The following is an 11,890-nucleotide window of genomic DNA, read 5'->3' on the forward strand; positions in this document are numbered from 1 at the left end:
CGTCAGCGCTCGGCAACCGCTGCGCGGATCGCCGAGAGCGCGTCGGGGATGCGGGTCGCGTCGGAACCGCCACCCTGGGCGACGTCGTCCTTGCCCCCGCCACCGCCGCCGAGGATCTTCGCGGCGGTGCGGACGAGGGCGCCCGCCTTGACGCCTGCGGCACGCGCGGCGTCGTTGGTCGCCACGAGGACGAGGGGCCGGTCCTGGGACACACCGGTGGCGGCGACGACGGCGGCTTCGGTGCCGAGGCGTCCCCGCAGATCCAGGACGAGGGTCCGCAGCTCGTCCGCACCGCCGATCTCGCCGGCGTCGTGCGCGATGAGCCGCACGCCGTCGACGTCGACGGCGGTACCGACGAGGGATGCCGCGGCGTCGGCGAGTTGCTCCTTGCGCAGCCTGTCGAGCTCCTTCTCCGCCGTCTTGAGCTTCGACAGCGTGGCGGAGAGCCGCTCGGGCAGCTGCGCGGACGGCACCTTGAGCATGTCCGAGAGCTCCGAGACGAGGGCGCGCTCGGCGGCGAGGTGCCGGAAGGCGTCCAGGCCCACGAACGCCTCGACGCGGCGGTTGCCCGAACCGACCGATTGCTCGCCGAGCAGCGTGAGGCTGCCGATGAGGGAGGTCGAGGCGACGTGCGTCCCGCCGCACAGCTCGCGCGAGAAATCGGCGTTCATCTCGACGACCCGCACGGTGTCCCCGTACGCCTCGCCGAAGAGCGCGGTGGCGCCGAGTGCCTTGGCATCCGCCAGCGGCATGATCTTCGTCTCGACCTCGTAGTTGTTGCGGATCGCGATGTTGGAGACCTCCTCGATCTCCGAGCGCGCCGCGGCGCTGATGCCCTCTCCCCAGGAGAAGTCGAAGCGGAGATACCCGGCCTTGTTGAAGGACCCGCGCTGCAGGGCCTCGGGGCCGAGGATCTCGTGCAGGGCCGCGTGGACGATGTGCGTACCCGAGTGGGCCTGCTCCCCCGCGTGGCGGCGCTGGCGGTCGACGGCTGCGGTCACCGTGGCGCCCTGCGCCACCTCACCCTCGCGTACGATGGCGCGGTGGACGCTCAGGCCCTTGACCGGACGCTGCACATCGAGGACCTCGACCACGAAACCGTTCCCCGTGATGAGCCCGACGTCGGCCGCCTGGCCGCCGGCCTCCGCATAGAACGGCGTCCGGTCGAGGACCAGCTCGATCTCCTCGCCGTGCAGGGCGCTCGGCACGGACTGGCCCTTGTCCAGCACCGCGACGATCGTCGCCTCGGACGTCAGCTCGTCGTACCCCGTGAAGAGGGTCTGGCCGCGGCCGAGGAGCTCGGTGAAGACGGAGAGGTCGGCATGGCCGGCCTTCTTGCCGCGGGCGTCGGCCTGCGCGCGTTGGCGCTGCTCGAGCATGAGCGTGCGGAAACCGTCGGCGTCGACGGCGAGGCCTGCCTCCTCCGCCATCTCCAGGGTCAGGTCGATCGGGAAGCCGTAGGTGTCGTGGAGCGTGAAGGCGTCCTCTCCCGAGAGCGGACGGTTCTCGGAGAGGGACTCCCGGACGGCGTCCTCGAGCCGTGCGGTGCCGGAGGCGATGGTGCGCAGGAACGCCTTCTCCTCGGCGTAGGCGATGCGGCTGATGCGCTCGAAATCGGCCTCCACTTCCGGGTACACACCCTTCATCGCGTCGCGCGAGGCCGGGAGCAGTTCGGGCAGGCAGGCACGTTCGACGCCGAGCAGGCGCATCGCGCGGACGGCCCGGCGGATGAGGCGGCGCAGGACATAGCCGCGGCCCTCGTTGGACGGGGTGACGCCGTCGGCGATGAGCATCAGGGAGGAGCGGATGTGGTCGGCGACCACGCGCATGCGCACGTCGTCGGTGTGGTGCGGATCCTCGGCGGACTCCGCGCTCGTGTACGCCTTGCCGCTCAGTGCCGCGGCCCGGTCGAGGACGGGGCGTACCTGGTCGGTCTCGTACATGTTCTCGACGCCCTGCAGGATCATCGCAAGCCGCTCGAGTCCGAGCCCGGTGTCGATGTTCTTCTTCGGCAGTTCGCCGAGGATCTGGAAGTCGTCCTTGCCCATGCCCTCGCCGCGCTGGTACTGCATGAACACGAGATTCCAGATCTCGATGTAGCGGGTGTCGTCGGCCTCGGGTCCGCCGTCGACGCCGTACTCGGGGCCGCGGTCGTAGAAGATCTCCGAGCAGGGGCCGGCCGGACCGGGCTGGCCGGTGGACCAGTAGTTGTCCTTCTTGCCCATCTTCTGGATGCGTTCGACCGGGACGCCGATGGTGTCGCGCCAGATCTCCAGCGCTTCCTCGTCCTCGTGGTAGACGGTGATCCAGAGCCTGTCGGATGCGAGGCCGAAGCCGCCGTCGGCCACGTCGCTGGTGAGGAGGTTCCAGGCCATGCGGATGGCCTCGGCCTTGAAGTAGTCACCGAAGGAGAAGTTGCCGCACATCTGGAAGAAGGTGCCGTGTCGGGCGGTCTTGCCAACCTCCTCGATGTCACCGGTACGGATGCATTTCTGCACGCTCGTGGCGCGATCGTAGGGAGCAACTTCCCGTGCGGTCAGGTACGGGATGAAGGGCACCATCCCCGCCACCGTGAAGAGGAGCGACGGATCGGAGGAGACCAGTGAGGCCGACGGCACGACCGTGTGCCCGTTCTGCTCGAAGTAGCTCAGCCAGCGGCTGGCGATCTCGTGGGACTTCATGGGACGGACATCCTTCGATGGTTGGTCTGGACGCTGCCGGGTCCGCGGGCGGACTCCCCGGCAGCCGTCGTCGTTCCCTGGCCGATGGCCAGTCGTACGGGGCGTGGCGCGCTCAGGCGTCGATTGGGCCTCGCGCGGCACAGCGCCGGGGCGGGAGCCGGCGGGGGGCTCAGCGCAGGGAGCGGCGCGACGCCGGTGCGGCGTCGGCTTCCGGGGCGGAGGCTGCGGGCACGTCGACGCCGAGCGCCGTGCGGAGATCGGTCTCCCGCTCGGCCATGGCGGAGCGGAGGGCATCCGCGAAGTCGGCGAGGCTATCGCTGATCTGCCCGACGGCGCGGTTCAGGCCCTCGGGGCCGAGCGTGGACCTGGCCTGCGACACCTTGCGGACGGCGACGACGCCGATGGTGACGCCTGCTGCCAGCCAGAAGACTCTTCTGATCATCGTTCTCTCCGGTTCGTTCGGGGGCTAGCGGCTGCGGCGGCGGCGGGACGGCGAGGTACGCCCGGCGAAGGCCGAACGGACGCCGTAGGAGAACGCCGAGACCTTGATGAGCGGCGAGCCGATCGTGGCGGCGATGAGGGACGACAGCGCCGAGATGTTGGCGGAGGCGTCGGACACGTTCGAGGTGATGCCGTCCACCGTCTTCAGCTGCTGGTGCGTGGTGCTCACCGTGCTCGTGACCTCTTCGATCAGCGGCGTGGTCTCATCGGTGACGGTACGGATGGCCGTGCGCAGCTCGTCGAACACCCGACCGAGCTTCCAGATCGGAACGGCCAGCAGCAGGACCAGGACGGCGAACACGCCAGCAGCTATCAGGCCCGCAATATCTCCACCTGACATGGGCGGTCTCCTTTACGCAGGGGTGCACCGCCTTCTCGGGCGGGCATGGGAATTCGTGGCTCTTAGTACCTTACAGAACGAAGAGCCCGCGGCGTGTGCCACGGGCTCCTGCTCCACACGTCTCGCAGTTCCCGGCGGATTCCTCCGCCGGGAACGGGCGACTAGCGTGCGTAGTACTCGACGACGAGCTGCTCTTCGCAGGTCACGGGGACCTCGGAGCGCTTCGGGCGGCGCACGAGGCGCGCCTGGAGCTTGTCGAGCTGAACGTCCAGGTAGCCGGGAACGGCAGGCAGGACGTCGCGGTGCGCACCGGCGGCAGCAACCTGCAGCGGGACCATGGTCTCGCTACGGCTGTGCACGTGGATGAGCTGGCCCTCGGCCACACGGAACGACGGGCGGTCCACGCGGGCGCCGTCGACCATGATGTGGCGGTGGACGATCAGCTGGCGAGCCTGGGCGCTCGTGCGGGCGAACCCGGCACGGAGCACGAGGGCGTCGAGACGCATCTCGAGCAGCTCGATCAGGTTCTCACCGGTCAGGCCTGCGGTGCGGCGGGCTTCCTCGAAGATCCGAGCCATCTGCGCTTCGCGGATGTTGTACTGGGCGCGGAGACGCTGCTTTTCGCGCAGACGGACGGCGTAGTCGCTGTCCTGCTTGCGACGCGCGCGGCCGTGCTGGCCCGGCGCGTACGGGCGGCGCTCGAGGTACTTCTCGGCCTTCGGGGTCAGAGCAATGCCGAGGGCCCGCGAGATGCGGACCTTGCGGCGGGCACGTGTGTTGTTAGCCACGTTCACCTTTCGATTTTTGCGGCGAAGAAGCGGAGTGAGCCACGGGGGCATCCGCACTTCCTGGTGTCGCTGGCCTCCACTTGCGGAGAGCCGGGATTGGCCGCTTCCCGGTACTACAGTCCGCCGCGACCCTGGCCGCCCGCGCACGCCCGCAGGAGACCTGCGGAAGAGGAGGGAGGCTGGTACACGACGACTTGCCAGTCAGCGTCCCATGCTAGCAGTGAGCCTCGACGGGGCCGAAATTGCGGGGGCGCCCGTCCCGGGGCTGGCCGGCAGCACGTCGGGCTTGCGCCATCCCGGTGACGCCCTACGCTTGTGCCATATCCAGCGGTAGCGGTGGGCGGAACCAGCCAAGGGAGTCCAGATGACCGACGCCAGTCCCAGGAGTGCCCGACGGGTGTGGGCCGTTGCGTCGGGCGATTCCTCCCCCCAGGTGCTCACCTGCGCCGCGGCCGCCCCGCAGGTACTCCTTCCCGTGTTCTACGGTCCCCGGTTCCGGGGACCGGACTCACCGCCCGATGTGATCCAACCGGCCCCGTACGCCTTCACCGTCTGGTTCCCCATCTTCGCCTCGTCCATCGCCTACGCCGTCCACCAGGCGCGCCGCACCGCGCGTACCCGGACCATCTGGCGTGCGGCGGGCTGGCCCCTGGCCGGTGCCTTCGCCTCCGCCGGCATCTGGGCCCCCCTGGCGCGGGCGGGACGGTTCTGGAGTGCGCAGGCAGCACTGGTGTCTTTCGCCGCACTGTCCGAGACCGCGCGACGTCGGGTGGCCCGGGCCGAGCGGAGGAATGAGCTGCGGGCAGCCGAGGTGGCGGCCGTCGCGCCGGCAGCGGGCATGCTTGCCGCGTGGGGACAGGCGGCCTGCGGAGTGAATCTGGCCGCCCTGCTCGTCGACAGGACGATCGTTCCCGCCGGACGGCCTGCCGATACTGTCGGAGCAGCCCTCCTCGCCACACTGGGCGCGTTCGGCGCTGCGGCCGTCTCCGCCCCGGAAGGGTCGACCGTCTCGTCGCGCTTCTACGCCGGGACCCTCCTCTGGGCCTTCGTCGGCGTGGTCATCGGGCAACGCCGACGCTCACGGTCCGCCGCGGTGACGGCAGCCGGCGCCGCCTTGACCATGCTGGCAGTCGCGGCCAGCAGGCGCTGAGGCGCGCCAGGACCACGACCGACGGGGGTCCGCCGAGCTCGGCGGACATTACTGCCGCCAGGGCCTACTTCCCGCGGATGATGCGACGCAGCTTCGACAGCCTCGAGGCGATGTCCCGCTCCGCCCCCCGATCGGTCGGCTGGTAGTAGTCCCTCCCCACGAGGTCGTCCGGGGCGTACTGCTGCAGGGCGATGCCGTGCGGTTCGTCGTGGGAGTACACGTACCCCTTGCCGTGCCCGAGCTGGGTGGCCCCGGGATAGTGCGCGTCACGCAGGTGCGGGGGGATGCCCTGTCCCCTGCCCGCGCGAACATCGGCGATGGCGGCGTTGATGCCGTTGTAGGCCGCGTTCGATTTCGGCGCCGTCGCAATGTGCACCACTGCTTCCGCGAGGATGATCCGCGCCTCCGGCATCCCCACGAGCTGGACAGCTTGCGCCGCTGCGACGGCCGTCTGGAGCGCCGTGGGATCCGCCATCCCGACGTCCTCCGACGCCGAGATCATCAGGCGGCGGGCGATGAACCGCGGGTCCTCCCCCGCTTCGAGCATCTTCGCGACGTAGTGGAGCGCCGCGTCGACGTCGGAGCCCCGGAGCGACTTGATGAAGGCGCTGGCGACGTCGTAGTGCTGGTCCCCCGCGCGGTCGTAGCGGAGCGCTGCGACGTCCACCGCCTTCTCGGCGTGGGCGAGCGTCACCAGCACCGGGAGCGGCTCGGCGCCGCCGTCGTCCTCCCTGTCGTCCTCCCCGTCGTCCTCCCTTGCTCCAGGTCCGACCTGATCCGGCCGGTCGTGGGAGTCGGGTCGGCGTGCCGCGGTCTCCACTCCGTCGTCCTGTGCCGACCGCGCGACGCCGGCAGCCGCCTCGAGCGCCGTCAGCCCCCGGCGCGCGTCCCCGGCGGCGAGACGGACGAGGTGCTCGAGCGCCTCCTCGGACATCTCGACGGTGCCGGCCAGACCGCGCTCGTCGTCGACGGCTCGCTGGAGGAGCCCGCGGATGTCCGACTCGTCGAGCGGCCTCAGGGTCTGGAGCAGCGAACGGGACAGGAGCGGTGACACCACGGAGAACGAGGGATTCTCGGTGGTCGCGGCGATGAGCACCACCCACCCGTTCTCGACGCCCGGCAGCAGGGCGTCCTGCTGGGCCTTGTTGAACCGGTGGATCTCGTCGAGGAACAGCACGGTGGTCTGCCGGTAGAGGTCCCGCGAGGTCAGCGCCTCGTCCATGACGCGCCGGACGTCCTTGACGCCGGCCGTGATGGCCGAGAGCTCCACGAACTTCCGGCCCTGTCCGCGTGCGATGACATGGGCGAGCGTCGTCTTCCCGGTACCGGGCGGCCCCCAGAGGATCACCGACGAGGGAGCCGCGTGGGCTCCCGGCGCGTGTTCGCCCGCGAGGGTCCGAAGGGGTGAGCCTGCTCCGAGCAGGTGCTGCTGCCCGACGACCTCGTCCAGCGAGCGGGGACGCATGCGGACGGCCAGGGGACTCCGTGGACGCACCGCGCCGGAAGCCCGCGATCCGCCGGACGGGGCGTGCTCCGCCTCGTCGTCCGCGGCCGCACTGAATAGATCATTCACAGCGTCAACGTTACTGTGGGCCACTGACGCAGGCGGCACGAGAGGCGGAGCATGTCCACCACCCGATCGGTCCTCGTCGAGCAGCACCGGCTCGCGGGCTGGCTGTCACGCTTCGAGGCCCGCAATGGTCCGTACACCGCCGTCCCGGACCCCGATAGCGCAGCCACTGTCGGCGCAGGCGGCACTGCGGGCGCTGTCGGTAGCACCGGCACCGTTCTGATCGTCGCCCGAAATGGGTGCTCGGCCGTGCTCACCCCGCCGCTTCCCGCTCCCTCCGCACCTGGGGACGTACGGGACGGCACCGATCACCCACCGGTCTCCCCCGCCGACGGCCTGGCAGCACTCCTGCGCGGTACTGATCCCGGGCTCACGGTCGGGCTCCTCCTGATCCGTCGCGGCGGCTACTCCGTCGGCGTCGCCCGGTCGGGCCAGGTGGTGTCGTCCAAGACCGGAACGCGGTACGTCCAGGGCAGGACGGCGGCGGGGGGCTGGTCGCAGCAGCGCTTCGCGAGGCGCCGGGCGAACCAGGCGGACGCGCTGGTGGAGGAGACCGCCGGCCGCGCAGCCGCGCTGTACCGGGCCGAGCCGCCGTCGTGCCTCCAGCTCGGCGGCGACCGGGCGCTGGCGGAGGCGACGCTCGCCGAATCCGTGCTGACTGCCTTCGCCGGGCTGCCTCAGGTCCCGTTCATCACGGTGCCGGATCCCCGGTTCGCCGTGCTGAAGGACGCGGCGCGCACCGCGCTGGCCGTACGGATCACCGTGGCCGATCCGCCGATCGAGGAGGCCTGACCCAGCACGCAGGTCCATCTGCGAGCCGGAGCGACCAGCGAGAGGATCGACGCACCCGTTGCAGGTGCTTTGTCAGGGGCGGGTTACGCGTCCTGACCGGCGGCGGAGCGGAGGGCGGTGATCGCGGCGGCGGCGTCGTCCGCCCCGTAGACGGACGAGCCTGCGACGAAGACGGTGGCTCCCGCGTCGGCCGCGCGGAGGATCGTCTCCTCCGTGATGCCGCCGTCCACCTGGATGACGAGCGGCAGGGCCGCCCCACGGATGGCGTCCGCCGCCCGGCGGATCTTCGGGAGCGTGAGGTCGAGGAAGGACTGTCCGCCGAATCCCGGCTCCACGGTCATGACGAGCAGCATGTCGAGTTCACCGAGCATGTCGAGGTACGGCTCCATCGGTGTCGCGGGCCGGAGGGCCATGCCCGCCTTCGCTCCCGCATCACGGAGTTCGCGCGCGAGCTTGACCGGGGCGGCGGCCGCCTCCGCGTGGAAGGTGACCGACGCGGCTCCTGCCTCTGCGTACTGCGGGGCCCACCGGTCGGCGTCCTCGATCATCAGGTGGACGTCCAGCGGTAGCGGGCTCACCTGCTGGATCCGCTGCACGATCGGGAGGCCGAGCGTCAGGTTCGGGACGAAGTGGTTGTCCATGACGTCCACGTGCACCGCGTCGGCCGAGGCGATGCGCTGGAGCTCCGCCTCGAGGTTGACGAAGTCCGCGGCCAGAATGCTCGGGTTGATCCGGAGATGGGTCACAGCGGTTCCTTTCGTTGCCCCTGCCCGGTCTTCGGGCGGTCGGCGCGGTCCGGCGGAGGTGCGGCGGACATGTCCATCCTCACAGACTCTTGCGAATGAGCGCGAGGTACATCGCGTCGGTCCCGTGCACATGCGGCCACAGCTGCGCGCTCGAGCCGTGCCCGGCATCGAGGGCGCCCCCGATGCTGACGGCGTCCAGAGCCGCTCCCGCGTCGATCCGCTCGAAACCCTCCCGTTTCCGCAGGCAGTCGTCGACCACGGCATCGGTCTCCGCGTGGTGGGGTGAGCATGTCACGTACGCGACCACGCCCCCGGGCGCGACGGCGTCGAGGGCCGAGGCCAGCAGTTCACGCTGAAGCGGCGCGAGGGAGACCAGATCCGCGGGCTTCCGGCGCCACCGTGACTCCGGGCGACGCCGGAGCGCCCCGAGTCCCGTGCACGGGGCGTCGACGAGCACGCGGTCGTAGTGGTCGGGCTGGTCCCGCCCCACGTCGCGGCCATCGCCCACCCGCACCGTCCAGGTGTCCTCGGGCAGCGGCCGGAGCGCCTGCCGGACGAGCTGCGCGCGGTGCGGCACCGGCTCGGTCGCCGTCAGGTGCACTCCCGCGTCCTGTCCGATCGCCGCGAGCAGCGCCGTCTTGCCGCCGGGCCCGGCACACAGATCGAGCCAGTGCTCAGGCCCTTCCGTCCCGCGGTCACCGAGCTCGACGGCGGCCAGCGCCCGCGCGACCAGCTGGGAACCCGTGTCCTGCACCCGGACGGTTCCGGCGGCGACGCCGGGCAGGCGGCTCACGTCACCGCCCGAGTAGTAGGCCGACCCTTCGGCCAGGCGACCGGGCTCCGCTCCTTCGGCCAGGGCTTCGTCGAGCGTGGCGAGGCCCGGCAGGGCGACGAGGTGGACGACCGGCGCGGCGTTGTCCGCGGCGAGGAGCGCGTCGATCTCACCGGCGTCGCGTCCGTGCGCGACGAGCGCCTGACGCAGTGCCCGCACGATCCACTCCGGGTGGCTGTGGGTCAGGGCGGCGACGGCCGTGGCATCGGTCATTCCGTCGGTGATCTCGATGATCCAGCCGGCGAGGTCGCGGGCCGTCACCTTGCGCAGCACGGCGTTGACGAGCGACGACGGTCCGGCGCCGATGACGGCGCGGACCAGTCCGACGGTCTGGTCGAGCGCCGCGTGGGCGGGGACGCGCATGGCGAGGATCTGGTGGACGCCGATCCGCAGGGCGTCGAGCACCGCGGGGTCCAGCTGGTCCAACGGCCTGTCGACGCAGCGCGCGAGCACTGCATCGTAGGTCCCCTGGCCGCGCAACGCCCCGTAGGTCAGTTCGGTGGCGAAGCCTGCGTCCCGGCGATCCAGACGGTGCTTCCGGATGCTCCCCGGGAGGACCAGGTTCGCGTACGCATCGTCCGCCGCGACGGCACGCAGCACCTCGAAGGCGACGAGGCGCGCCGGGTCGGCACGGCGCGTGCGCTGGGCCGGTGCCGCCTGTGAGAACTGCCGTTCGCCGCCGCGGTTCCGCTCCCGACCCTGCTCGTTGCGGCGTCGGTTGCCCGCGCCCTGCCCGGCCGATCCGCCCTGCCCTGCCCGACGCGGCCCGCCGGCGCCGGCCTGTCCGCGGGGAGCACCACTCCCGCCCGTCCCGCTGTTGCCTCCGTCGGCACCGCTCATTCGAACACCAGCTCTCCGCGCGACCCCGCGCCTCGTGCCCAGTCGAGGGCGCTCATCATCTTCTTTCCTGCGGGCTGCACCCTGTCGAGCTGCACCGGGTGGCTCCCCGTGCCCACCAGGACCCTGCGGCCCTCGACCACGAGCCCCCCGGGCGGCAGGTCGGTACGCCCGGCACCGTCCCCGCTGCCGGGAGCCGTCCCGTCGGCAGTGGGGTCGTCGGTCCTGGGAGGTACTGCGGCCGGAGCGACGGGTGCAACCTTCACGCGTTGGCCGTCGAGCATCGTCCAGGCGCCCGGCTCCGGTGTGACGGCGTTGATGCGGCGGCGCACGGCGACGGCGGGCTGGGTCCAGTCGATCCTTGCGTCATCGATCGTCAGCTTCGGCGCGAGAGTCGGCTCTCCCTGCTGGGGTGTCGCTGCCACCCGCCCTGCCTCGAGACCGGACAGGGTCTGCACGAGTAGTACCGCACCGCTGTGCGAGAGCCGTTCGAGAACCTCCCCGCTCGTGGACGCTGGATCCAGGGTCTCGGTCATGACGCCGAAGACGGGTCCCGTGTCGAGACCTTCCTCGAGGAGGAAGGTCGAGGCGCCGGTGACGTCGTCGCCGGCGAGCACCGCGTGCTGCACGGGAGCTGCTCCGCGCCAGGCGGGGAGAACCGAGAAGTGGAGATTGATCCACCCGTGCTGCGGGATGCGCAGACCGGCCGGCGGCACGATCCCGCCGTACGCGACGATGGCCGCAGCATCGAGCTCCAGCGAGGTGAGGTCGGCCAGCAGTTCCGGCGTGAAGCGATTCGCCTTCAGGACGGGCAGGCCGAGATCGGCGGCCGCGGCGGCGACCGGGCTGGGCGTCAGGACGCGTTTCCGGCCCAGCGGTGCGTCGACGCGTGTGAGCACGGCAGCGACGTCGAACCCGGCCTCGACCAGTGCGCGGAGCGAAGGGACCGCCACCTCGGGCGTCCCCGCGAAAAGGATCCTCATCGACCGTTCCGGCCGAAGGTGCCGGCCGATCCCCCGCCCGAGGGGACGCCCCCCGGCGTGAAACTCGAGCCGAGTGTGCGGGACCGTTCGGCCGCCGTACGCGAGGTCACCCGGTTGTAGTCCGCGCTGCGGATGGCCTTGAGGGCATTCCGCCGATCCTCGCCCTCGAGCCGGTCGATGTAGAGGCGGCCGCGAAGGTGGTCGGTCTCGTGCTGCAGCGCGCGCGCCAGCATCCCCGTACCCTCCACCGCGATCTCCTGGCCGGAAGCATCCTTCCCCGTGACCCGCGCCCAGTCCGTCCTGTCGACGAAGCTGCCGAGACCCGGAACCGACAGGCAGCCCTCGACGTCGAATTCGCCCTGGGACCCGCCGCCCGTCTCGAGCACGGGGTTGACCACATGACCCTCGCTGCCGTCCACGCGGTACGTGAACACCCGGAGACCGATACCCACCTGGGGAGCCGCGAGACCCGCGCCCTGCACGTCGATCATCGTCTCCGTCATGTCCTCGATGAGGCGCGCGAGTTCTGGCCCGAAGTCGGTGACCTCGGCAGCCGGGGTGCGGAGGATCGGATCACCGATCATGCGGATACTCAGGACGGTCATCGGTGCTCTGTTCCTCGTTTCGATGCGGGACGGCGCGGACTGCGCCGAGGGACGGTCTGACCACC

The 11,890-nt window shown here is 71.1% G+C and carries 11 protein-coding genes; 2 read left to right on the forward strand and 9 right to left on the reverse strand.

The window, feature by feature from the left end:
- Nucleotides 1-2: 2 nt before the first annotated feature.
- The 4 genes from alaS to rpsD all read right to left on the reverse strand — a co-directional run bounded on the left by alaS (nt 3) and on the right by rpsD (nt 4,310).
- Entirely contained in the window at nt 3-2,681 is a 2,679-nt protein-coding gene (gene alaS, locus FJV46_RS14465; RefSeq protein ID WP_087026010.1) for an alanine--tRNA ligase, read from the reverse strand.
- Between the two features lie 169 nt (nt 2,682-2,850).
- A complete protein-coding gene (locus FJV46_RS14470; RefSeq protein ID WP_179195184.1) occupies nt 2,851-3,123 on the reverse strand; it encodes a DUF6167 family protein in 273 nt (90 codons plus the stop codon).
- Nucleotides 3,124-3,147: 24 nt separating this feature from the next.
- The gene (locus FJV46_RS14475) at nt 3,148-3,522 is read right to left on the reverse strand and encodes a DUF948 domain-containing protein (RefSeq protein ID WP_087026013.1); all 375 of its coding nucleotides are present in this window, start codon (nt 3,520-3,522) and stop codon (nt 3,148-3,150) included.
- 161 nt (nt 3,523-3,683) lie between these two features.
- Nucleotides 3,684-4,310, reverse strand: coding sequence for a 30S ribosomal protein S4 (gene rpsD, locus FJV46_RS14480; RefSeq protein WP_055771608.1), 627 nt, complete (start codon nt 4,308-4,310; stop codon nt 3,684-3,686).
- Nucleotides 4,311-4,674: 364 nt separating this feature from the next.
- Between rpsD and FJV46_RS14485 the strand changes: the two genes are divergently transcribed.
- Entirely contained in the window at nt 4,675-5,460 is a 786-nt protein-coding gene (locus FJV46_RS14485; RefSeq protein ID WP_126130581.1) for a TspO-related membrane protein, read from the forward strand.
- A gap of 64 nt (nt 5,461-5,524) precedes the next feature.
- On the opposite strand, the gene FJV46_RS14490 is transcribed toward FJV46_RS14485, so the two are convergent.
- Complete coding sequence (locus FJV46_RS14490; protein WP_087026019.1) at nt 5,525-7,033, reverse strand: replication-associated recombination protein A; 1,509 nt, start codon at nt 7,031-7,033, stop codon at nt 5,525-5,527.
- A gap of 51 nt (nt 7,034-7,084) precedes the next feature.
- Here FJV46_RS14490 and FJV46_RS14495 point away from each other — a divergent pair, with 51 nt between their 5' ends.
- Nucleotides 7,085-7,822, forward strand: coding sequence for an acVLRF1 family peptidyl-tRNA hydrolase (locus tag FJV46_RS14495; protein ID WP_087026022.1), 738 nt, complete (start codon nt 7,085-7,087; stop codon nt 7,820-7,822).
- Between the two features lie 83 nt (nt 7,823-7,905).
- Here the strand turns inward: FJV46_RS14495 and rpe are convergent, their stop codons facing one another.
- The 4 genes from rpe to def form a co-directional block, all read right to left on the reverse strand.
- Nucleotides 7,906-8,568, reverse strand: coding sequence for a ribulose-phosphate 3-epimerase (gene rpe, locus FJV46_RS14500; RefSeq protein ID WP_087026025.1), 663 nt, complete (start codon nt 8,566-8,568; stop codon nt 7,906-7,908).
- Between the two features lie 79 nt (nt 8,569-8,647).
- Nucleotides 8,648-10,240 (reverse strand): RsmB/NOP family class I SAM-dependent RNA methyltransferase, encoded by a 1,593-nt coding sequence (locus FJV46_RS14505; RefSeq protein WP_087026027.1) that lies wholly within the window; start codon nt 10,238-10,240, stop codon nt 8,648-8,650.
- Nucleotides 10,237-11,220: a methionyl-tRNA formyltransferase gene (locus FJV46_RS14510; protein WP_087026030.1), complete on the reverse strand. Its 984-nt coding sequence runs from the start codon at nt 11,218-11,220 to the stop codon at nt 10,237-10,239. Before FJV46_RS14510 ends, FJV46_RS14505 begins: the two co-directional genes overlap by 4 nt.
- The gene (gene def / locus FJV46_RS14515) at nt 11,217-11,825 is read right to left on the reverse strand and encodes a peptide deformylase (protein ID WP_087026032.1); all 609 of its coding nucleotides are present in this window, start codon (nt 11,823-11,825) and stop codon (nt 11,217-11,219) included. Before def ends, FJV46_RS14510 begins: the two co-directional genes overlap by 4 nt.
- Between the last annotated feature and the right edge of the window lie 65 nt (nt 11,826-11,890).

The sequence above is a fragment of the Arthrobacter agilis genome, from assembly GCF_006494655.1.
GTDB classification, from domain to species: Bacteria; Actinomycetota; Actinomycetes; order Actinomycetales; family Micrococcaceae; genus Arthrobacter_D; species Arthrobacter_D agilis.

What these genes read in the sequence shown, in the direction of transcription:
- alaS (WP_087026010.1), bottom strand. Translation starts at nt 2,681, where the DNA reads ATGAAGTCCCACGAGATCGCCAGCCGCTGGCTGAGCTACTTCGAGCAG.
- FJV46_RS14470 (WP_179195184.1), bottom strand. Translation starts at nt 3,123, where the DNA reads ATGATCAGAAGAGTCTTCTGGCTGGCAGCAGGCGTCACCATCGGCGTC.
- FJV46_RS14475 (WP_087026013.1), bottom strand. Translation starts at nt 3,522, where the DNA reads ATGTCAGGTGGAGATATTGCGGGCCTGATAGCTGCTGGCGTGTTCGCC.
- FJV46_RS14485 (WP_126130581.1), top strand. Translation starts at nt 4,675, where the DNA reads ATGACCGACGCCAGTCCCAGGAGTGCCCGACGGGTGTGGGCCGTTGCG.
- FJV46_RS14495 (WP_087026022.1), top strand. Translation starts at nt 7,085, where the DNA reads ATGTCCACCACCCGATCGGTCCTCGTCGAGCAGCACCGGCTCGCGGGC.
- FJV46_RS14505 (WP_087026027.1), bottom strand. Translation starts at nt 10,240, where the DNA reads ATGAGCGGTGCCGACGGAGGCAACAGCGGGACGGGCGGGAGTGGTGCT.
- FJV46_RS14510 (WP_087026030.1), bottom strand. Translation starts at nt 11,220, where the DNA reads ATGAGGATCCTTTTCGCGGGGACGCCCGAGGTGGCGGTCCCTTCGCTC.
- def (WP_087026032.1), bottom strand. Translation starts at nt 11,825, where the DNA reads ATGACCGTCCTGAGTATCCGCATGATCGGTGATCCGATCCTCCGCACC.